The 19,078-nt window shown below is 61.7% G+C and carries 23 protein-coding genes; 18 read left to right on the top strand and 5 right to left on the bottom strand.

Going from position 1 to position 19,078, the window contains the following annotated elements; genetic code table 11:
• Positions 1-14: 14 nt before the first annotated feature.
• A complete protein-coding gene (locus ACYG9Z_RS00455) occupies positions 15-1,265 on the bottom strand; it encodes an SAM-dependent methyltransferase (RefSeq protein WP_023743028.1) in 1,251 nt (416 codons plus the stop codon).
• A gap of 259 nt (positions 1,266-1,524) precedes the next feature.
• On the opposite strand from ACYG9Z_RS00455, the gene ACYG9Z_RS00450 reads away from it, so the two are divergent.
• The 6 genes from ACYG9Z_RS00450 (at position 1,525) to ACYG9Z_RS00425 (ending at position 4,615) form a co-directional block, all read left to right on the top strand.
• Entirely contained in the window at positions 1,525-1,659 is a 135-nt protein-coding gene (locus ACYG9Z_RS00450) for a hypothetical protein (RefSeq protein ID WP_023688440.1), read from the top strand.
• Positions 1,660-1,773: 114 nt separating this feature from the next.
• Positions 1,774-2,064, top strand: coding sequence for a Dabb family protein (locus ACYG9Z_RS00445; protein ID WP_023696086.1), 291 nt, complete (start codon positions 1,774-1,776; stop codon positions 2,062-2,064).
• Positions 2,065-2,119: 55 nt separating this feature from the next.
• Positions 2,120-2,992, top strand: coding sequence for a VOC family protein (locus tag ACYG9Z_RS00440; protein ID WP_023752296.1), 873 nt, complete (start codon positions 2,120-2,122; stop codon positions 2,990-2,992).
• Complete coding sequence (gene kdsA / locus ACYG9Z_RS00435) at positions 2,989-3,867, top strand: 3-deoxy-8-phosphooctulonate synthase (protein WP_031244139.1); 879 nt, start codon at positions 2,989-2,991, stop codon at positions 3,865-3,867. Before ACYG9Z_RS00440 ends, kdsA begins: the two co-directional genes overlap by 4 nt.
• A gap of 97 nt (positions 3,868-3,964) precedes the next feature.
• Positions 3,965-4,168 (top strand): dodecin family protein, encoded by a 204-nt coding sequence (locus tag ACYG9Z_RS00430; RefSeq protein ID WP_023668908.1) that lies wholly within the window; start codon positions 3,965-3,967, stop codon positions 4,166-4,168.
• A gap of 81 nt (positions 4,169-4,249) precedes the next feature.
• Complete coding sequence (locus ACYG9Z_RS00425; RefSeq protein WP_023668909.1) at positions 4,250-4,615, top strand: PRC-barrel domain-containing protein; 366 nt, start codon at positions 4,250-4,252, stop codon at positions 4,613-4,615.
• Positions 4,616-4,697: 82 nt separating this feature from the next.
• On the opposite strand, the gene ACYG9Z_RS00420 is transcribed toward ACYG9Z_RS00425, so the two are convergent.
• Positions 4,698-4,820 carry a hypothetical protein gene (locus ACYG9Z_RS00420; RefSeq protein WP_023682563.1) on the bottom strand — a complete coding sequence of 41 codons (123 nt, stop codon included), beginning with the start codon at positions 4,818-4,820 and terminating at the stop codon, positions 4,698-4,700.
• A 109-nt stretch (positions 4,821-4,929) separates the two neighbouring features.
• The gene (locus tag ACYG9Z_RS00415; protein WP_198020717.1) at positions 4,930-6,510 is read right to left on the bottom strand and encodes a glycoside hydrolase family 19 protein; all 1,581 of its coding nucleotides are present in this window, start codon (positions 6,508-6,510) and stop codon (positions 4,930-4,932) included.
• Positions 6,511-6,613: 103 nt separating this feature from the next.
• Here ACYG9Z_RS00415 and eno point away from each other — a divergent pair, with 103 nt between their 5' ends.
• The 12 genes from eno (at position 6,614) to ACYG9Z_RS00355 (ending at position 17,333) form a co-directional block, all read left to right on the top strand.
• The gene (gene eno, locus ACYG9Z_RS00410; protein ID WP_023688446.1) at positions 6,614-7,888 is read left to right on the top strand and encodes a phosphopyruvate hydratase; all 1,275 of its coding nucleotides are present in this window, start codon (positions 6,614-6,616) and stop codon (positions 7,886-7,888) included.
• Positions 7,889-8,025: 137 nt separating this feature from the next.
• Positions 8,026-8,349, top strand: a complete 324-nt coding sequence (locus tag ACYG9Z_RS00405; RefSeq protein WP_023748672.1) for an FtsB family cell division protein — start codon at positions 8,026-8,028, stop codon at positions 8,347-8,349.
• A 195-nt stretch (positions 8,350-8,544) separates the two neighbouring features.
• The gene (gene pdhA, locus ACYG9Z_RS00400) at positions 8,545-9,591 is read left to right on the top strand and encodes a pyruvate dehydrogenase (acetyl-transferring) E1 component subunit alpha (RefSeq protein WP_023682559.1); all 1,047 of its coding nucleotides are present in this window, start codon (positions 8,545-8,547) and stop codon (positions 9,589-9,591) included.
• 15 nt (positions 9,592-9,606) lie between these two features.
• On the top strand, positions 9,607-11,028 hold the full coding sequence (locus ACYG9Z_RS00395) for a pyruvate dehydrogenase complex E1 component subunit beta (RefSeq protein ID WP_023682558.1): 1,422 nt from the start codon (positions 9,607-9,609) through the stop codon (positions 11,026-11,028).
• Positions 11,029-11,054: 26 nt separating this feature from the next.
• On the top strand, positions 11,055-11,360 hold the full coding sequence (locus ACYG9Z_RS00390) for a hypothetical protein (protein ID WP_023714177.1): 306 nt from the start codon (positions 11,055-11,057) through the stop codon (positions 11,358-11,360).
• A 2-nt stretch (positions 11,361-11,362) separates the two neighbouring features.
• Positions 11,363-12,784 (top strand): pyruvate dehydrogenase complex dihydrolipoamide acetyltransferase, encoded by a 1,422-nt coding sequence (locus ACYG9Z_RS00385; RefSeq protein ID WP_023752293.1) that lies wholly within the window; start codon positions 11,363-11,365, stop codon positions 12,782-12,784.
• Positions 12,785-12,798: 14 nt separating this feature from the next.
• Complete coding sequence (locus ACYG9Z_RS00380) at positions 12,799-13,218, top strand: hypothetical protein (RefSeq protein ID WP_023752292.1); 420 nt, start codon at positions 12,799-12,801, stop codon at positions 13,216-13,218.
• Positions 13,215-13,856 (top strand): SGNH/GDSL hydrolase family protein, encoded by a 642-nt coding sequence (locus ACYG9Z_RS00375; RefSeq protein WP_023682555.1) that lies wholly within the window; start codon positions 13,215-13,217, stop codon positions 13,854-13,856. The genes ACYG9Z_RS00380 and ACYG9Z_RS00375 overlap by 4 nt, the downstream gene beginning before the upstream one ends.
• Positions 13,857-13,877: 21 nt before the next feature.
• Positions 13,878-15,326, top strand: a complete 1,449-nt coding sequence (gene lpdA, locus ACYG9Z_RS00370; protein ID WP_023668919.1) for a dihydrolipoyl dehydrogenase — start codon at positions 13,878-13,880, stop codon at positions 15,324-15,326.
• Between the two features lie 102 nt (positions 15,327-15,428).
• Positions 15,429-15,686, top strand: a complete 258-nt coding sequence (locus ACYG9Z_RS00365) for a GlsB/YeaQ/YmgE family stress response membrane protein (protein WP_023668920.1) — start codon at positions 15,429-15,431, stop codon at positions 15,684-15,686.
• A 208-nt stretch (positions 15,687-15,894) separates the two neighbouring features.
• Positions 15,895-16,860 (top strand): lipoyl synthase, encoded by a 966-nt coding sequence (gene lipA / locus ACYG9Z_RS00360; protein WP_023668921.1) that lies wholly within the window; start codon positions 15,895-15,897, stop codon positions 16,858-16,860.
• 11 nt (positions 16,861-16,871) lie between these two features.
• A complete protein-coding gene (locus ACYG9Z_RS00355) occupies positions 16,872-17,333 on the top strand; it encodes a type II toxin-antitoxin system RatA family toxin (protein ID WP_023710532.1) in 462 nt (153 codons plus the stop codon).
• On the opposite strand, the gene ACYG9Z_RS00350 is transcribed toward ACYG9Z_RS00355, so the two are convergent.
• Positions 17,309-17,818, bottom strand: coding sequence for a CinA family protein (locus ACYG9Z_RS00350; protein ID WP_023752291.1), 510 nt, complete (start codon positions 17,816-17,818; stop codon positions 17,309-17,311). The genes ACYG9Z_RS00355 and ACYG9Z_RS00350 overlap by 25 nt on opposite strands.
• Positions 17,815-19,038, bottom strand: a complete 1,224-nt coding sequence (locus ACYG9Z_RS00345; RefSeq protein WP_023752290.1) for a bifunctional 2-C-methyl-D-erythritol 4-phosphate cytidylyltransferase/2-C-methyl-D-erythritol 2,4-cyclodiphosphate synthase — start codon at positions 19,036-19,038, stop codon at positions 17,815-17,817. The genes ACYG9Z_RS00350 and ACYG9Z_RS00345 overlap by 4 nt, the downstream gene beginning before the upstream one ends.
• Between the last annotated feature and the right edge of the window lie 40 nt (positions 19,039-19,078).

Below are 19,078 nucleotides of genomic sequence, written 5' to 3'. Positions count from 1 at the left end.
AATCACGCTTCGGATCAGGCTTTGTAGACCACTTGGCGCACGTCGATGTAGCTGGCTCTAAAGCCGGCTTCGCAATAGTGGAGATAAAATTCCCAAAGCTTCTTGAAGCGGTCGTCGAAGCCGAGCGGGACGATCTTTTCCCACGACGCCCAGAAGCGGTTGCGCCATTCGGCAAGCGTGCGGGCATAGTCGTCCGGAAAGACGCGCTCGCGCAGATGGGCAAGGCCATGGTCGCTGCCCAGCGTCTTCAGGATCGACGGCGTCGGCAGCATGCCGCCTGGGAAGACATAGCGCTGGATGAAATCCGGCCGCGCCCGATAGGTGTCGTAGGCGGCCTCGTTGATGGTGATGATCTGCAGGCCGGCGGTGCCGCCGGGCCTCAGGCATGCCTTCATCTTGCCGAAAAATACCGGCCAATATTTTTCGCCGACCGCCTCGAACATCTCGATCGAGGCGATGCGGTCGTAAGTGCCCGTTTCGTCTCGGTAATCCTGCAGCTTGATGTCGACCTTGTCAGACAGTCCCGCCTTCTGGATGCGCGCCTTGGCGAAATCGTGCTGTTCGCGGCTGATGGTCAGGCCGGTGACGCGGCAGCCGATCTCGCGCGCGGCAAATTCGGCAAAACCGCCCCAGCCGCAGCCGATCTCGAGCACATGGTCCTTCTTGCCGATACCCGTATCCTTGGCCAGCGCGCGGTATTTGGCGGCCTGAGCGCTTTCCAGGTCGTTGGCGCCGGTCGCATAGAGCGCCGACGAATAGGTCATGCTGGGATCGAGCCATTGCTTGTAGAAGGCGTTGCCGAGATCGTAATGCGCCGAGATGTTGCGCTTCGAGCCTGTGCGGGTGTTTTCGTTGAACCAGTGGCGGATGCGCTGGACCGTGTTGATGAGCCAGCTGGCGCCGCCGGCAATGCGTTCGCCAACGGCCGAGTTGACGACGAACAATTCGAGGAAGCTGGTTACATCAGGGCTTTCCCAGTCGCCGTCCATGTAGGATTCGGCAACGCCGATGGTGCCGCCGGAAAAGGCACGGCCGGGCAGGCGCCAGTTCTTCAACACCAGTTCGGCATCCGGCCCGGGTCCATTGCCGCCGACAAGCACCGCCCGGCCATCCGGCATCCTCACCTTCAGCGAACCGCGCGGCAATTTCATCGCCGCCGACAGCACCATGCGCGCCTTGGCCGGCAGGCCCTTGACCATCTCGGCGAAATTGAGTTCGTCCAGCCTGATGGCGTCGCCGATGCCTTTGTATTCCCTGACAGCCATCTCACACCCCCCTGGACTTCCGCGGGGCGGCGCAAGATCTGCCGGCCCCCACATCCTCCACTTTTCATTCGCCAGGCGCGAATGCCGCTGCCCGCGTGAATTTTCGCCACAATCTTCCATGGCATTGGCCGAAACTTCAAGAGGCAAGCTTCGTGCGGCGCTGGCCCAGCTTGCCGGCCTGAGGCCAGAATCCGCGGGAGAGCGCGGCCCTCGGCGAAATCGCTATGGTTACGAACAGCCACATACGTTAGTTTCAGCCATGCGTTATGTCATCGTCATCGTCGCCATCGCCTTTTTCCTGATCTGGGACGGCCTCTACAATCAGGGCCGCTATCTCGACACGACGGTCAGGGAGATGTCGCGCGTCGTGCGCTACGTCACCGGCAAAGCCTAGCTTTTTGCGCCTCTGCAAAGTCGCCTGCCGGCATTGCCGGGCGCGACATCGTGGCGGTTGACGCGACGGTCCCGCTCACACAAAACATGCCGCAAATCGAACGTGGAGGCAGGCGTGATCCGGCATATCGTTTTCTTCAGCGCGCGGCGCAAGGACGATGTCGAGGCCGTGCGCACGGGCTTGCTCACACTGGGCAAGATCCCGCATTCAAGCCTCTTCGAGGTGACGCTCAACACCAAGGTCGATCCGCTGTCGGATGCGATCGACGTGGTCGTCTATGCCGAGTTCGAGGACGATGCCGCGCTTGCCGCATACAAGGCGCACCCGCTCTATGCCGAGACGACCAGCCGGGTCAAACCCTTGCGTGAATTGCGCTATTCGGCCGATATCGTGGCGACGGCCTGATCGGGCCGGCAAGAGGCCTTGAACCAATTTCGGGAATGATGCACACCGCGCCGGCATGACCAGCACGACCCATCCGCTTGACCATCTGGTGCTGCCGACGGCGAGCCTCGCCGTGGCGCGGGCGCGGCTGACATCGCTTGGCTTCATCGTCGCGCCAACCGGCGTTCATCCCTTCGGCACCGAAAATTGCTGCGTCTTCCTTGCCGACGGCACCTATCTCGAACCGCTGGCGGTTGGGAATGAACAGGTGGCAGCGAGTGCGATCGCCGGCGGCAATGTCTTTGTCGCCCGCGACCGGCTCTATCGCGCCAGCCTGGGCGATGAGGGCTTTTCCGCCGTGGTGCTGGCCACCGATGATGCCGATGCGGACCATGCGCGCTTTATCAAAGCCGGCCTGTCGGCGGGAGACGTGCTGAGCTTTTCCCGCGCCTTCACCGACACGGCCGGAAAGAGCGACATGGCCTCGTTCAAACTGGCTTTCGCCGCCGGCGCCGAGACGACGGACGCCTTTCTGTTCGCTTGCGAGCGGATCAACGCCCCTCAAATCGACCGTTCGGCACTGCAGGCCCATGCCAACGGCGTGACCGGCATTGCCGAAATCGTCGCGGTCAGCGACGCGCCTTCCACACAGATCAGCCTGATCTCGACAGTGGTTGGCTCGGAGCAGCAGAGCAGCGCGGTCTTCGACCTGCCGAATGCGCATCTGACCGTTCTGGATCCTGCGGCTTTCACCGCGCGCTTCGACATTCCGGCCGGTGCGCCGACAAGAGTTCGCTTCGCCGCGATTGTCTTTTCAGTCCGCAGTGTCGGCGCTGTCGCGAGGCTGCTTGCAGACAACGCCGTCGGGCACGATATAGCGGGCAACGAAATCGTCGTGCAGCCGGCATCCGGACAGGGCGCGGCTTTCATCTTCCGGGAGACCCCATGAGCAAGCCGCAATGGCCCAATTCGCTGGCGCCGAATTCGTCGGTAACCGTCGGCAACGTCGTCTTCGACAATAGCGGGCCCTTGGCGTTGATCGCCGGCCCGTGCCAGTTCGAATCGCGCCAGCACGCTTTCGACATGGCCGGCGCGCTGAAGGAACTGACCGGCAAGCTCGGCATCGGCCTCGTCTACAAGACCAGCTACGACAAGGCCAACCGCACCTCGCTGTCGGCAACGCGCGGCGCCGGCATGGACGCGGCGCTTCCGGTGTTCGACGAGTTGCGCAAGGAATTTTCGGTTCCCATTCTGACCGATGTCCACACCGAGGAGCAGTGCGCGATCGTCGCACACCATGTCGATGTGCTGCAGATTCCGGCCTTCCTGTCGCGCCAGACCGACATGCTGGTCGCCGCCGCCAAGACCGGCAAGGTGATCAACGTCAAGAAGGGGCAATTCCTGGCGCCTTGGGACATGAAGAACGTGGTGGCCAAGATCACCGGTTCGGGCAACCTCAATGTGCTGACCACCGAGCGCGGCGCGTCTTTCGGCTACAACACGCTGGTGTCGGACATGCGGGCTTTGCCTGTGATGGCCGAGATCGGCGCGCCGGTGATTTTCGACGCCACCCATTCGGTGCAGCAGCCGGGCGGGCAGGGCGGTTCCTCCGGTGGTGAGCGCCGCTTTGTCGAGACGCTGGCGCGGGCTGCCGTCGCCGTCGGCGTCGCCGGCGTGTTCATAGAGACCCACCAGGATCCCGACAATTCGACCTCCTCCGACGGGCCCAACATGCTGCCGCTGAAGGACATGCCGGCGCTGCTCGAAAGACTGATGGCATTCGACCGCATCGCCAAGAATGCTGCTGACCTGAACCGAGGCTGATGGTTTCGGCTATGGCGCGCGCGCTGCCCTGCTTGTGGAAGGCATAAGCCGGCTGTAGGCTCGCTCCTGCAAATGAGCGTCTTGGCAGGAGGAAGCCATGTCCGTCGCCCGCGTCACCGAAATCACGTCGTCGTCGAAAAAGAGCTTTCAGGACGCCATCGAGAAGGGGATTGAGCGCGCATCCAAAACCCTGAAGAACGTCGAAGGCGCTTGGATCCAGGACCAGAAGATCGTCGTCGAGGACGGCAGGATCGCGGCGTATCGCGTCAACATGAAGGTGACGTTCATCCTCGCGGAGTAACCGCCCGCTCGAAAAAACGGGAACTTTCGCCCGCGCACCTCATTGTCAAAGTATAGATCAATGACATGAGGAGCATCAGCCATGACCACCCAAACAGGCCACACCGAAGCAATCGCCGCTTCGCGCGTCATCGGCACGTCGGTCTACAACACCGAGGGCACGAGCATCGGCAGCATCGAGGACATCATGCTCGACAAGACGTCGAACGGCATCATGTTCGCGGTGATCGGGTTCGGTGGATTTCTCGGCATTGGCGAGAAGTATCACGCCATTCCGTGGGCGAGCCTCGACTATGACGAGGACAAGGGCGGCTATGTCGTGCCGTTCTCGAAGGAGCAGCTGAAGGCAGCACCCGCCTATTCGATCAATGAACTGGCCGGCGCCGATGGCGAGGCCGCACGTGATGCTTCCTATGATTACTACAAGGTCACGCCGTATTGGCATTGATCAGCTGCGCTGACGCCTGACGTGAAAAGGCCCCCGAATTCCGAAACGGGGGCCTTTTCAGTGCAACCCGACAGTCTCTAAATTATTCTGCTGCATGAAGCGTAGACAGCTGCGTCGCCGCCCTGGGCGGCTGCTGCGTATCGCAGGACGTCAGGAACGCCGCCGCGATCAGGAACAAACTCACGATACCGCTCAACTCGGACATGGCGAAACTCCTCCTGTTTCGCCCCGCGCATCACCATCCTAGTCGACACAGAGATTGTTATCTCTGAATTATGATGACGTGGTGTTGTCGAACGTGATCCGAGGCATGCTCAGCCGAGGAGTCCGGCATTCTTCACCGCCTTGAAAACCTTTTCGTGCCAGGCGATCCGATCCGCTTCGCCATTGGCCTGCGTGGCGGAATTGGCGTTGCCGACGTTGATCGCGCGCGAGATCTTTTTGATCAGGCCGGCATCGGCAAAGGCATTGCAGCCTGACCCTTTCCATTCGGCGCAAGCTGCGAGCAGCGAAGTCTGCGGATCCTCGATCAGTTCAGGATGATTGGCGAGGTCAACCTTGGCGAGCTTGCCCTTGGCCGTGTACGCGTCGCGCCCGGTGGTCTGGAACGTGCCGCCGCCGCGGAAATTGAAGCCGTCCAACGTTCCCTTCACATTGCCCATGCGGCCGCCATAGGCCCAGTCGCCCAGGGCTTGCGGCTTGCGCAGCAGGTTGTCCTTGATCCACTGATCCGTCTTGCCCGCGGCTCGCGACCTCCATGCGTTCCGGATTGCCGCCACGGTCGTGTAGGTCAGGGATTCGCGAATGAGGGTGAAGCCACCGGTTTCCATCGCCGCTTGAGCGAAGAAATGCATCAGCCGATCATAGTTGTTGCACACGCCATGATCGCCAAGTGTCTTGAGGCCTTTGTCGGAGGTAAAGGCGCCGATGTAACCGTCATAGATTGTTCGCTTGGAACCGCTTGCCGGTCTCGGCGCGAATTTCTGGAAGACCGCTGCTGGCAAACCCTTGTTCGGATCGCCCGCAACGGCTTCGAGCACGCTCTCGACACTCTCGGTCGAGAGCACCGGTTCGCCTTCGACGACCACCGAAGCATTGGGAATTCGCTTGCCGTTGCTTTTCGGGAAGCCACCGCCGGCAAAGGTTTTCAGATCGTCGATGAGGGCGATTACGCGTGTCCGGCTCTCCGTGAAATCCATGTCGGAAAGCGGACCGCTCACCTTCTTCGTCGGATTGATGCACCCGACGCTGGACAGGAAATTGACGCCCGGATGGATCAGGATTTCGGTGCGCTTGTTGGTCTTCAGCAGTTCGAGTCCAGGTTTGGGTGGCGTCTTGCCGCCAGTGTAGCCGATGGTCACATATTTGCCTCCGGCCTGCGTCGCCAGTGGATAGGTGCCGGGCTCGATGCGCCTGCCATTGTCTTCTTTGGAATTGTCGCCTGGGCCGCGAGATTCACACACGAACCCCGATAGACCCGTTACTGCCGTGCCGTTGTGAAAGACTTTATAGGTACCAACTGTCCTGCGTCTGGTGCCCCTCGTATGCTCGACTTGGCGGCTAATAAGAAGTTCCCAGCCAGTGCCTGAAATCGCTGCCATTGCCGCCTCCCCAAAGAGTTCAAGTTTGTTGATTTCACTGTGGTCGCCAAATAGTTCGCGTTGTAGATGTGACCCTAACATCTTCGAATTCTCTGCATTGTGAAGTTTGTCACGTTGGCGGTAGCCTCTTTTGAAGCATCTGCTGGAGTTTGCGTGCCGCCTGGTATTTTGTGATAAGGGATTGCCGCGATCAAAGGGGAGGGGCACCCGCCCCATGCCGCGCCAGACATATGACGTCAGGGCGGGCTGTTTGCGTTCAGATGGCGTCGCCCATGCACCACGGCCTGAGCGCATGGGGCGACTGTCACCATTATTTCATGCCATTCCTGATTGCCTTTTGCGGCACTTTGGCTAAGAGGGGCGCGACGCTTTCAATCGATCAATCGGGGACATCGCAATGACCGCCATCATCGACATTGTCGGGCGTGAAATCCTGGACAGCCGTGGAAATCCGACCGTCGAGGTCGACGTCGTCCTCGAAGACGGCTCGATGGGCCGCGCCGCGGTGCCGTCGGGCGCGTCGACCGGCGCGCATGAGGCCGTCGAACTGCGCGACGGTGGCGCCCGCTATCTCGGCAAGGGCGTGCTCAAGGCGGTCGAGGCCGTCAATGGCGAGCTGTTCGAGGCGATCGGCGGCATGGAAGCCGAAAACCAGATCCACATCGACCAGACCATGATCGAGCTCGACGGCACGCCCAACAAGAGCCGGCTCGGCGCCAACGCCATTCTCGGCGTTTCGCTGGCGGTCGCCAAGGCGGCAGCGGAAGCCGCCGGCCTGCCACTCTACCGCTATGTCGGCGGCACCAAGGCGCATTTGCTGCCGGTGCCCATGATGAACATCATCAATGGCGGAGCGCATGCCGACAATCCGATCGATTTCCAGGAATTCATGATCCTGCCGGTCGGCGCGCCGACTTTGCGCGAAGGCGTGCGCTGGGGCTCGGAAATCTTCCACACGCTGCGCAAGAAGCTCAAGGATGCCGGCCACAACACCAATGTCGGCGACGAAGGCGGCTTCGCGCCCAATCTGAAGAGTGCGCCGGTGGCGCTCGATTTCATCATGGAATCGATCGAGAAGGCCGGCTTCAAGCCGGGCGAAGAGATCGCGCTCGGTCTCGACTGTGCGGCGACCGAATTCTTCAAGGACGGCAATTACGTCTATGAGGGCGAGAAGAAGACCCGCGATCCCAAGGCGCAGGCCAAGTACCTGGCCAAGCTCGCCGCCGACTATCCGATCATCTCGATCGAGGACGGCCTGGCCGAGGACGACTGGGAGGGTTGGAAGTACCTGACCGATTTGATCGGCAACAAGACGCAGCTGGTTGGCGACGACCTCTTCGTCACCAACACGGCGCGGCTGCGCGACGGCATCCGCATGGGTGTCGCCAATTCGATCCTGGTCAAGGTCAACCAGATCGGCTCGCTCACCGAAACGCTCGACGCTGTCGAGACCGCGCACAAGGCAGGCTACACAGCCGTCATGTCGCACCGTTCGGGCGAAACCGAGGATTCGACCATCGCCGACCTCGCCGTCGCCACCAATTGCGGGCAGATCAAGACCGGTTCGCTGTCGCGCTCGGATCGCATGGCCAAGTACAACCAGCTGATCCGCATCGAGGAAGAGCTCGGCAAGCAGGCGCGCTACGCCGGCAAGTCGGTAATCAAAGCTTAAATTCTGCCGAACTGGCGAAAACGACGAAGGGCGGGATTTTCCCGCCCTTTTTCGTTGCGGGCGCTGGCTAATGCACCTGTCCGTAACCGTCCATTAAGCACAATCGGGCGAGATAGACAGGTCAGAGGATTGCGACCATGTGGACACGCCAGCACAAGCAGAGAAACACCGGCCGGCTGATCATCCCGTCGCTTTGCGTGGCGTTCCTGGCCTATTTCGGCTTCCATGCCTATCATGGCGAGTTCGGCATCAATTCCAAATATCAGCTCGAAGCGCAGAGCATCGAATTGCAGGCCAAGTACGATGCCATCAAGGCGCGCCGGGTCGATCTGGAGCGGCGCGTCCAGCTGATGCATGAGGGCACGCTTGAAAAGGATATGCTCGACGAGCAGGCACGCCGGGCGCTCAATCTGTCCCAGCCCGATGAAATCACCATCATGCTGCCGGCCAATTCGAAATAACCTAATTTAGGTTAATCGCTTTTATTTCCAATGATTCTAGACATTTAGATGCATGCCAGCCATGCGTTTTTCTGCATGGCGAAACGCGGTCTCGCATGTTAGCTTCCTTCCAATCGGTGGGGAGGAGCTGATCCTCCCCGGAGCAGACATGGTCTGCTTTAGTGTCCGCAAAGAGACGCCAACAGGGAGTGATGCATGGCCACCGCCGCCAAAAAAGCGCCTGCCAAATCCGTTAAATCGACATCCGCCAAATCAACCGGGCTTTCCGCCCCCAAGCCGGCCGACTTCACCAAGGACGAGGAGCTTGCCGCCTACCGGCACATGCTGCTTATCCGCCGCTTCGAGGAAAAGGCCGGCCAGCTCTACGGCATGGGCTTTATCGGCGGCTTCTGCCATCTCTATATCGGGCAGGAAGCGGTCGTCACCGGCATGAAGATGTCGCTGATCAACGGCGACCAGATGATCACCGCCTATCGCGACCATGGCCACATGCTGGCGATGGAACTGTCACCGCGGGGCGTCATGGCAGAGCTGACCGGACGCCGTGGTGGCCTGTCGAGGGGCAAGGGCGGCTCCATGCACATGTTCTCCAAGGAGAAGCATTTTTACGGCGGCCACGGCATTGTCGGCGCGCAGGTCTCGCTCGGCACCGGTCTCGCCTTCGCCAACCGCTACCGCGACAACAACAATGTGTCGCTGACCTATTTCGGCGATGGCGCTGCCAATCAGGGCCAGGTCTATGAAAGCTTCAACATGGCCTCGCTGTGGAAGCTGCCGGTGATCTACATCATCGAGAACAACCGCTACGCCATGGGCACTTCGGTGTCGCGCTCGTCGGCCGAAACCAATTTTTCGCATCGCGGCGCCTCGTTCAAGATTCCCGGCATTCAGGTCGACGGCATGGATGTGCGTGCGGTCAAATCCGCCGGCGATCAGGCGACCGAATGGTGCCGTGCCGGCAACGGTCCGATCATCCTCGAGATGCAGACCTATCGCTATCGCGGTCACTCGATGTCGGATCCCGCGAAATACCGCTCCAAGGAAGAAGTGCAGAAGATGCGCTCGGATCATGATCCGATCGAGCAGGTCAAGGCGCGGCTGACGGCCAAGAAGTGGGCGACCGAGGACGAACTCAAGAACATCGACAAGGAAGTCCGCGACATCGTCGCCGACGCCGCCGAATTTGCCCAGCACGACGCAGAGCCGGATCCGTCCGAGCTCTGGACCGACATCGTATTGTAACGGGAGGGCAAGGACATGCCGATCGAAATTCTCATGCCCGCTCTCTCGCCGACCATGGAAGAGGGCAATCTTTCCAAATGGTTGAAGAACGAGGGCGACAAGGTCGTCGCCGGCGATGTCATCGCCGAGATCGAAACCGACAAGGCGACGATGGAAGTCGAAGCCGTCGATGAAGGCACGATCGGCAAGATCGTGGTTCCCGCCGGCACCGAAGGCGTCAAGGTCAACGCGGTGATCGCCGTGTTGCTGCAGGACGGTGAAAGTGCAGGCGATGTCGAAAAGAGCGGCAAGCCTGCCTCCACCCAGGATGCCGTTTCCGCTGGCGGTCAGCGGACCGATGCAGCCGAGGAAGGTACAAAAGCGGCTCCCCAGGATGCCGGCGAGGCTCCGAAGGCAGTTCCCGCCGCTCCGGCGGCCAAACCTGCCGCCGATCCGGATATTCCCGCCGGCACCGAGATGGTCTCGACCACGGTGCGCGAAGCGCTCCGAGATGCCATGGCTGAAGAAATGCGCCGCGACGGCGATGTCTTCGTCATGGGCGAGGAGGTCGCGGAATACCAGGGCGCCTACAAGATCACGCAAGGGCTGCTGCAGGAATTCGGGCCGCGCCGCGTCGTCGACACGCCGATCACCGAGCACGGCTTTGCCGGCGTCGGCGTCGGTGCGGCGATGGCCGGCCTGAAGCCGATCGTCGAGTTCATGACCTTCAACTTCGCCATGCAGGCGATCGACCAGATCATCAACTCCGCGGCCAAGACGCTCTATATGTCGGGCGGCCAGATGGGCGCACCGATCGTGTTCCGCGGACCGAACGGTGCGGCCGCCCGCGTCGGCGCCCAGCATTCGCAGTGCTATGCCGCCTGGTACAGCCATATTCCCGGCCTGAAGGTGGTGATGCCGTACACGGCTGCCGACGCCAAGGGCCTGCTCAAGGCGGCGATCCGCGATCCGAACCCGGTCATCTTCCTTGAAAACGAAATCCTCTACGGCCAGTCCTTCGACGTGCCGAAGCTCGATGATTTCGTGCTGCCGATCGGCAAGGCGCGCATTCACAAGCAGGGCAAGGACGTCACCATCGTCTCGTTCGGCATCGGCATGACCTATGCCATCAAGGCGGAAGCCGAACTGCGCGGCATGGGCATCGATGCCGAGATCATCGATCTCCGGACCATCCGCCCGCTCGACCTCGACACCGTCATTGCCTCCGTGAAAAAGACCAACCGCCTGATCGTGGTGGAAGAAGGTTTCCCGCAGAACTCGGTCGGCGACCACATCGCCAACCAGGTTTCGCAGCGCGCCTTCGATTTCCTCGACGCGCCGGTCATCACCATCGCCGGCAAGGACGTGCCGATGCCTTATGCGGCGAACCTCGAAAAGCTGGCTTTGCCCAATGTCGGCGAGGTCATAGAGGCGGTCAAAGCCGTCACGTATCGCTGACGGTCTTTCTTGCGGGGGAGGCAGAAATGGCGACGATGGCAGATGTGAGGAGAATAGCTTGGTCTCTATTTTGGCGGAGCTTCCTGTCTAGTATCGCTTGTGGATTTGTTGCTGGCGCGATTGTTGGGTTCGTCATTGGGTTCATTGGCGGTTTTTTTGGACTTCGCCATGAGGCAATTCAGGTACTGAGCTCTGTTGGGGGAGCATGCCTTGGGCTTGTAGCATCATTCCTTTGTTTGAATTTCTTCTTGGCCCGATCGATTGGCAAGGAATTCAAAGGCAAACGTCTAGAACTTGCCGTGGTTAGCCCGGCTGGCTTGCAGGGAGAGTAACTATGCCAATCAACATCACCATGCCGGCACTCTCGCCCACGATGGAAGAGGGCAATCTTTCCAAGTGGCTGGTCAAGGAGGGCGACAAGGTTTCGCCGGGCGACGTGATCGCCGAGATCGAGACCGACAAGGCGACGATGGAAGTCGAGGCCGTCGATGAGGGCACGGTCGCCAAGCTGGTCGTTCCGGCCGGCACCGAAGGCGTCAAGGTCAATGCGCTGATCGCCATTCTCGCCGGCGAAGGCGAGGATGCAGGGGCGGCGGCAAAGGGTGGTGGCGATGCCGCGCCCGCGAAAGCCGATGCCAACCAGGATAAGGCGTCAATCTCCCTACCCGTGGGGGAGATGTCGACGAAGTCGACAGAGGGGGGCGCTGTCCCGCCGACCTCTCAGTCTGTCGCGCCCCCCTCTGGCCTGCCGGCCATCTCCCCCACAAGGGGGGAGATCAGCCAATCGTCAGGCGAGCGCACTTTCGCCTCGCCGCTGGCGCGGCGCATAGCCAAGGACGCCGGCGTCGATGTGTCCGCTGTGAGTGGCACCGGCCCGCATGGCCGTGTCGTCAAGGCCGATGTCGAGGCGGCGATTGCCGGCGGTGGCGCCAAGGCTGCACCGGCCGCGAAAGCCGCACCTGCCGGCGCTCCGGCACCTGCGGCTCCGGCTGCGGCACCCAAGGCGATGTCGGACGAACAGGTGCTGAAGCTGTTTGCCGAAGGGTCCTATGAGCTCGTCCCGCACGACAATATGCGCAAGACCATTGCGCGCCGCCTGGTCGAGGCCAAGACAACCATCCCGCATTTCTACCTGACGCTCGACTGCGAGCTCGATGCGCTGCTGGCGCTGCGCACACAGATCAATGCGGCGGCTCCGATGAAGAAGACCGACAAGGGCGAAGTGCCCGTCTACAAGCTGTCGGTCAACGACATGGTGATCAAGGCGATGGCGATGGCGCTGATGGCGGTGCCGGATGCCAATGCGTCGTGGACCGAAAGCGCCATGGTCAAGCACAAGCACGCCGATGTCGGCGTTGCCGTGTCGATCCCCGGCGGCCTGATCACGCCGATCATCCGCCACGCCGACGAAAAGACACTGTCCACTATCTCCAACGAGATGAAGGATCTGGCGAGCCGTGCCCGCAGCCGCAAGCTGAAGCCTGAGGAATATCAGGGCGGCACGACGGCTGTCTCCAATCTCGGCATGTTCGGCATCAAGGACTTTGCCGCCGTCATCAACCCGCCGCATGCGACGATCCTGGCGGTGGGTGCCGGCGAGCAGCGGCCGGTGGTCAAGAATGGCGAGATCAGAATCGCCAATATCATGTCGGTGACGCTGTCGACCGATCACCGCGCCGTCGACGGTGCGCTCGGCGCCGAACTTCTGGTCGCCTTCAAGCGCATGATCGAAAATCCGATGGGCATGCTGGTCTAGGAAGGAAAAAGGCTGTGCGGAAATTCGTCACCAGCCTTTTCGCCCTGATCCTTTCCGGCCTGGCCGGCGGGCTGGTGGCGCTGTGGCTGGCAATCGTCACCAATGCGAATTCCGAATACATCCTGGTCTTCATGGTTTCGGCGCTGGTCACCATCGTTGCGACCGTGGCGTTTTTCATCGCGCAGTTCGTGCCAAACCCGCAAAGGGCGATAAACCTGACGGGGCTTGTTGGGGTTTCGTTGTTCGTGCTGGCCGGAATCGGGCTGATTGCCTGGACCTTCTCGCAGGCGCCTGGCAAAGCCCAGTGGTCGGGCGATCTCCCCGTTGTCGCCGGTCTGTTTTTGCCAAGCATCGCCACGGTTATCGTGCAGTGGCTGTTCGTGGGATGGCGCGTGCGGCGCGGGCTTAGGGCGGAGGCAGGTGCGGGTGCATGAAGACGATCCTCTGCTACGGCGATTCCCTGACCTGGGGCTATGACGCGGCGAGCCTCGGGCGTCATGCGCTGGAAGATCGCTGGCCGAGCGTGCTCAAGGCGGCGTTGGGCGACGATGATATCGAAGTCATTGCCGAAGGTCTGAACGGCCGCACCACGGCTTTCGACGATCACCTGGCTGGTGCCGACCGCAATGGCGCCAAGGTGCTGCCGACGATCCTGACCAGCCATGCGCCGCTCGACCTGATCATCATCATGCTCGGCGCCAACGACATGAAGCCCTGGATCCACGGCAATCCGGTCGCGGCCAAGCAGGGGGTGCAACGGCTGATCGACATCGTGCGCGGCCACGATTATCCGTTCGACTGGGCCGCGCCGCAAATCCTGATCGTCGCGCCACCAGCGGTCAGCCGCACCGACAATGCCGAATTCAAGGAAATGTTTGCCGGCGGCGACGAGGCCTCGAAGCGGCTGGCGCCGCAATATTCCGCGCTCGCCGACGAGGCCGGCTGCGGCTTTTTCGATGCCGGCACGGTGGCCGAGACCACACCGATCGACGGGGTCCATCTCGATGCCGAAAATACGCGCAATATAGGTGACGCATTGGCGCCATTGGTGCGTGTGATGCTGGAACTCTAGAGAAAATCAGGGAGAAACCCCGTGGCTGAATCCTACGACGTCATAATCATCGGCTCAGGCCCCGGCGGCTATGTCACGGCGGTGCGCTCCGCCCAGCTCGGCTTCAAGACGGCGATCGTCGAGCGCGAGCATCTCGGCGGCATCTGCCTCAACTGGGGCTGCATCCCGACCAAGGCGCTGCTGCGCTCGGCCGAGATCATGCACTATTCCGATCATCTGAAGGACTACGGCCTGAAGCTCGAAGGCGGCAAGGTCAGCGCCGACACGGCCGCTGTCGTCGACCGCTCGCGCAAAGTGTCGTTGAGGCTCAATGGCGGCGTCGCCTTCCTGATGAAGAAGAACAAGGTCGACGTTATCTGGGGCGAAGCCAAGCTCTCCAAGCCGGGTGAAATCGTCGTCTCCAAGACGGCGAAGAAGCCGATGGAGCCGCAGCCGCCGGTGCCCAAGGGCGTCAAGGGCGAGGGCACCTATACCGCCAAGCACATCATTCTCGCCACCGGCGCCCGGCCGCGCGCGCTGCCCGGCATCGAGCCGGACGGCAAGCTGATCTGGACCTATTTCGAGGCGATGGTGCCGAAGGAGATGCCGAAGTCGCTGCTGGTCATGGGTTCGGGCGCCATCGGCATCGAGTTCGCCTCCTTCTACCGCACCATGGGCGCCGAGGTGACGGTGGTCGAGCTTTTGCCGGCGGTGATGCCGGTCGAGGATGCCGAGGTCTCGAAATTCGCGCAGAAGCAGTTCGAGAAGCAGGGCATGAAAATCATCCTCGAGGCCAAGGTGACCAAGGTCGAGAAGGGTGCCAACTCGATCACCGCCCATGTCGAGATGAAGGACGGCAAGGTCGAGAAGATCACCGCCGACCGCATGATCTCGGCCGTCGGCGTGCAGGGCAACATCGATAATCTCGGCCTCGAGACGCTCGGCGTGAAGACCGATCGCGGCTGCGTCGTCATTGACGGCTATGGCAAGACCAACGTTCCCGGCATCTACGCTATCGGCGATGTCGCCGGACCGCCGATGCTCGCCCACAAGGCCGAGCATGAAGGCGTGGTCTGCATCGAGAAGATCGCCAATTTCCCCGGCGTGCATGCGACAGACAAGCTGAAGATCCCGGGCTGCACCTATTGCAACCCGCAGGTCGCCTCGGTCGGGCTCACCGAAGCCAAGGCGAAGGCCGAAGGCAAGGACATCCGCGTCGGCCGTTTCCAGTTCGGCGCCAACGGCAAGGCGATCGCGCTTGGCGAGGACCAGGGCTTCATCAAGACCATCTTCGACAAGAAGACCGGCCAGCTGCTCGGCGCGCATATGGTCGGCGCCGAGGTGACGGAGCTGATCCAGGGCTTTGTCGTGGCGATGAACCTGGAGACCACCGAGGAAGAGCTGATGCACACCATCTTCCCGCATCCGACGCTGTCGGAGATGATGAAGGAAAGCGTGCTCGATGCCTATGGCCGTGCGCTCAACGCGTGATAAATTGGTGCCGCGAGACTCAGACGCATGCGCCGGAGGAACCTTACGGCAAGACAGTTCGTTTCCGGATGCATTTTCACCTGACACTGGAGGAGTTGGCATATGGACGTGAATGGCGTGGGCTGGATTGCGGCCATCATCATCGGCGGTTTGGCCGGGTGGCTGGCCGAGATGGTCATGAAGAGCAATACCGGCGTCTTGATGAACATCATTATGGGCATTGTCGGCGCGGTGGTGCTGAACGCAATTCTCAGGGCGCTCAACATCGAACCCTTCGGTGTCGGCTGGCTCGCCTACCTGATCACCGGCTTCATCGGCGCCTGCCTGCTGATCTTTGCCGGGCGGCTCATTCGCCGATAAAACGGCTCGCCGTTTTATCTCGTTCTTCTGACGCAATTCCGGACGGAAAACCGTGTCACACTTTTCCTGGAATTGCTCTGGATCCCCGCTATGCGAAAAAGGCTGTGGCGGCATGCGCCGCCGCGGCCTTTTTCTTTGCACCGAAAAGTCCTAGATGACGTCAGAAGGGCGAATGCCGACGGGCAGACGCCAACAAGTCAGGTTTGAGATGGTCACCGTCCTCGACACGATCGCCAACGCGCCGCGCCTGCGGCACCCCGAGAAGGCACACAAGCCTGATCAGGACGTGCTGCGCAAACCCGACTGGATCCGCGTCAAGGCGCCGATGTCGAAGGGCTATGCCGAAACCCGCGAGATCGTGAAGTCGCACAAGCTGGTCACGGTGTGCGAAGAGGCCGGCTGCCCCAATATCGGCGAGTGCTGGGAAAAGAAGCACGCCACCTTCATGATCATGGGCGAGATCTGCACGCGCGCTTGTGCCTTCTGCAATGTCGCCACCGGCATTCCCACCGCGCTCGATGCCGATGAGCCGGCGCGTGTCGCGCATGCCGTCAAGCAGATGGGGCTGACCCATGTCGTCATCACCTCGGTCGACCGCGATGATCTCGCCGATGGCGGCGCGCAGCATTTCGCCGAGGTTATCCGGGCGATCCGAGCAGCGACGCCCTTGACCACGATCGAAATCCTGACGCCCGATTTCCTGCGCAAGGAGGGCGCGCTGGAGATCGTCGTGGCGGCCAAGCCCGATGTCTTCAACCACAATCTCGAAACCGTGCCGTCGAACTACCTGACGGTGCGGCCGGGTGCTCGCTATTTCCACTCGATCCGGCTGTTGCAGCGGGTCAAGGAGCTCGACCCGTCGATCTTCACCAAGTCCGGCATCATGGTCGGCCTCGGCGAAGAGCGCAACGAGATCCTGCAGCTGATGGACGACCTGCGCTCGGCCAATGTCGACTTCATGACCATTGGCCAGTATCTGCAGCCGTCGAAGAAGCACCACCCGGTGATCCGCTTCGTCACGCCGGAGGAATTCAGCTCCTTCGCGACGATCGGCAAGACCAAGGGTTTCCTGCTGGTGGCGTCGAGCCCGCTGACGCGCTCCTCGCATCATGCCGGTGACGATTTCGCCAGGCTGCGGGCGGCGCGTGAGGCGCAGCTCAAAAAAGCCAGTTAAATCCTGCTTCAATGCCGAAATTCGAAGCCACACGCCGCGTTGCCCACACGCCGGAGCAGATGTTTGCGCTGGTCGCCGATATCGAGACGTATCCGCAATTTCTGCCGCTGTGCGAGGCGCTGACGGTGCGCTCTCGCAAGGAGCGTGATGGCCGCACCATTCTCCTCGCCGATATGAGCATCGGCTACAAGGCGATCCGCGAGACCTTTACGACGCAAGTGCTGTTGAAGCCGGACGAGAACACCATCGACGTCAAATACATCGATGGGCCGTTTAAATATCTAAGCAATATCTGGCGCTTCGAGCCGGCCGACGGCGGCGGCTGCAACGTCCGCTTCTTCATCGACTACGAGTTCAAGAGCCGTATCCTCGGCGTGTTGATGGGCACCATGTTCGATCGCGCCTTCCGCATGTTTTCCGAAGCCTTCGAAAAACGTGCGGACGTCATCTACGGAACGACGCCCATCTCATGAGTGTCGCCGAGCGCGCGCAGGCCGATCTCCAGCGCATGCTTGACCGTCTCACGGCGGATGAAGTCGCGGCCATTGTTGGCAAACATATTGAGCTCGGCAGCCACCGGCCCACGTCTTAGGGCAACTCCGAACCAGACGAGGCCGACCGGTTTTTCCGGCGAACCGCCGCCTGGGCCGGCAATGCCGGTGACGGCAAGCGCCAGCCCGGCGCGCGAGCGCGCCAGAGCGCCCGCCGCCATCTCCAGAACCGTTTCGCGCGCGACGGCGCCATGCGCCTCGAGTGTGGCGGGCGAGACGCCGAGCATCTCCATCTTTGCTTCATCGGAATAGGTGATGAGGCCGCGATCGACGACAGCGGACGAGCCGGCAATGTCGGTCAGTGCCGAGATGATCATGCCGCCGGTGCAGCTCTCGGCCGTCGCCAGCATGATGCCGCGCTGCTGGCAGACCTGGAGCAGGGCGTTGGCAAGATCGCTGTTGTTCATGCGGGAACCTCCCCGGGGAAGACGACACTGGCTGTGGCGATGGCGGCGATGCCTTCCTCGCGGCCGACAAAGCCGAGTTTTTCGTTGGTCGTCGCCTTGATGGAGATGCGATCGCTGGAAATGCCCAGTATCGCCGACAACGCGTTGGTCATGGCCTCGCGATGCGGGCCGACGCGCGGCGCCTCGCAGATCAGCGTGATGTCGGCATTGGCGATGCGGCCGCCGCGTTCGCGCACCAACCTGGCCGCATGCTCGACGAAGATCTTCGACGCCGCGCCCCTCCATTGCGGATCGGAAGGCGGGAAATGCGTGCCGATGTCGCCGGCGCCGCAAGTGGCGAGCAGCGCATCGGTCAGCGCGTGCAGGCCGACATCGGCATCCGAATGGCCCGAAAGCTTCTTGCCGTGCGGGATGGCGACGCCGCACAAAGTGACATGGTCGCCAGCCTCGAAGGCGTGCACGTCATAGCCATTGCCGGTGCGAATGTCTGGAAAACGCTCGCCAGTAAGCCGTTGATCCGCCATCGCGATATCCCTTGCCCAGGTCAATTTGACATTGTCCGGCGATCCCTCGACGATTTTCACCGGAATATGCGCCCATTCGGCGATCGCGGCATCGTCGGTGAAATCCGCCTTGCCGAGATGATGGGCCTTTTCATGCGCGGCGAGCAACGGCCAGAACGGAAAGCCCTGCGGCGTCTGCGCGGCATGAAGGCCGGCCCTTGGCACCGTCTCCTCGATCATGCCGGTGCCCGACTCGCGCTTCAGCGTATCGGCGACGGGCAAAGCGGGCAGCGCGCCCTGGCGCTCGCCAATGGCGGCGATGATACGGTCGATCAGGGCCGTGTCGACAAACGGCCGCACCGCGTCATGGACAAGGACACGGCCGGGCGTACGTTCCCTCAGCGCCAGCAGGCCGAGCCGGACCGAGGCCTGGCGCGACTCGCCACCGACCACGGCGGTAACCCGCTCGGCATACGCGCCGGCTGCCTTGTCGAAAAGCGCTCGGTCATCGGCATGGATGGCGACGACGACGGGGCCAATTTCGGGATGCGCCAGGAAAGTCTCCAGCGTGCGCGCGATCACGGCACGGCCACCGATGCGCTGATATTGCTTCGGCCCGTCGGCCTTTCCGGCACGCGCGCCGCGACCGGCGGCAACGATGACCAAGCCGACCTTGTCGGTCGTCGCCTCGGCCGGTTTTTCGCTTGCGTCTGTCATGCCAAGAGGCTTAGTCGCGGCTTATGGCGAAGGCCAGCAT

The organism is Mesorhizobium sp. RSR380A, from assembly GCF_054719385.1.
The sequence above is the reverse complement of the archived record's forward strand: the minus strand, read 5'-3'. Positions and strand labels throughout refer to the sequence as shown.

Bases quoted from the DNA above. Each gene is read 5' to 3' on its own strand.
- kdsA (WP_031244139.1), top strand. From the start codon at position 2,989: ATGAGCAAGCCGCAATGGCCCAATTCGCTGGCGCCGAATTCGTCGGTA.
- ACYG9Z_RS00345 (WP_023752290.1), bottom strand. From the start codon at position 19,038: ATGACAGACGCAAGCGAAAAACCGGCCGAGGCGACGACCGACAAGGTC.
- ACYG9Z_RS00430 (WP_023668908.1), top strand. From the start codon at position 3,965: ATGTCCGTCGCCCGCGTCACCGAAATCACGTCGTCGTCGAAAAAGAGC.
- eno (WP_023688446.1), top strand. From the start codon at position 6,614: ATGACCGCCATCATCGACATTGTCGGGCGTGAAATCCTGGACAGCCGT.
- ACYG9Z_RS00415 (WP_198020717.1), bottom strand. From the start codon at position 6,510: ATGCGCTCAGGCCGTGGTGCATGGGCGACGCCATCTGAACGCAAACAG.
- pdhA (WP_023682559.1), top strand. From the start codon at position 8,545: ATGGCCACCGCCGCCAAAAAAGCGCCTGCCAAATCCGTTAAATCGACA.
- ACYG9Z_RS00405 (WP_023748672.1), top strand. From the start codon at position 8,026: ATGTGGACACGCCAGCACAAGCAGAGAAACACCGGCCGGCTGATCATC.
- ACYG9Z_RS00425 (WP_023668909.1), top strand. From the start codon at position 4,250: ATGACCACCCAAACAGGCCACACCGAAGCAATCGCCGCTTCGCGCGTC.
- ACYG9Z_RS00450 (WP_023688440.1), top strand. From the start codon at position 1,525: ATGCGTTATGTCATCGTCATCGTCGCCATCGCCTTTTTCCTGATCTGG.
- ACYG9Z_RS00350 (WP_023752291.1), bottom strand. From the start codon at position 17,818: ATGAACAACAGCGATCTTGCCAACGCCCTGCTCCAGGTCTGCCAGCAG.
- lipA (WP_023668921.1), top strand. From the start codon at position 15,895: ATGGTCACCGTCCTCGACACGATCGCCAACGCGCCGCGCCTGCGGCAC.
- ACYG9Z_RS00365 (WP_023668920.1), top strand. From the start codon at position 15,429: ATGGACGTGAATGGCGTGGGCTGGATTGCGGCCATCATCATCGGCGGT.
- ACYG9Z_RS00375 (WP_023682555.1), top strand. From the start codon at position 13,215: ATGAAGACGATCCTCTGCTACGGCGATTCCCTGACCTGGGGCTATGAC.
- ACYG9Z_RS00390 (WP_023714177.1), top strand. From the start codon at position 11,055: ATGGCGACGATGGCAGATGTGAGGAGAATAGCTTGGTCTCTATTTTGG.
- ACYG9Z_RS00420 (WP_023682563.1), bottom strand. From the start codon at position 4,820: ATGTCCGAGTTGAGCGGTATCGTGAGTTTGTTCCTGATCGCGGCGGCG.
- ACYG9Z_RS00395 (WP_023682558.1), top strand. From the start codon at position 9,607: ATGCCGATCGAAATTCTCATGCCCGCTCTCTCGCCGACCATGGAAGAG.
- ACYG9Z_RS00440 (WP_023752296.1), top strand. From the start codon at position 2,120: ATGACCAGCACGACCCATCCGCTTGACCATCTGGTGCTGCCGACGGCG.
- ACYG9Z_RS00455 (WP_023743028.1), bottom strand. From the start codon at position 1,265: ATGGCTGTCAGGGAATACAAAGGCATCGGCGACGCCATCAGGCTGGAC.
- ACYG9Z_RS00385 (WP_023752293.1), top strand. From the start codon at position 11,363: ATGCCAATCAACATCACCATGCCGGCACTCTCGCCCACGATGGAAGAG.
- ACYG9Z_RS00355 (WP_023710532.1), top strand. From the start codon at position 16,872: ATGCCGAAATTCGAAGCCACACGCCGCGTTGCCCACACGCCGGAGCAG.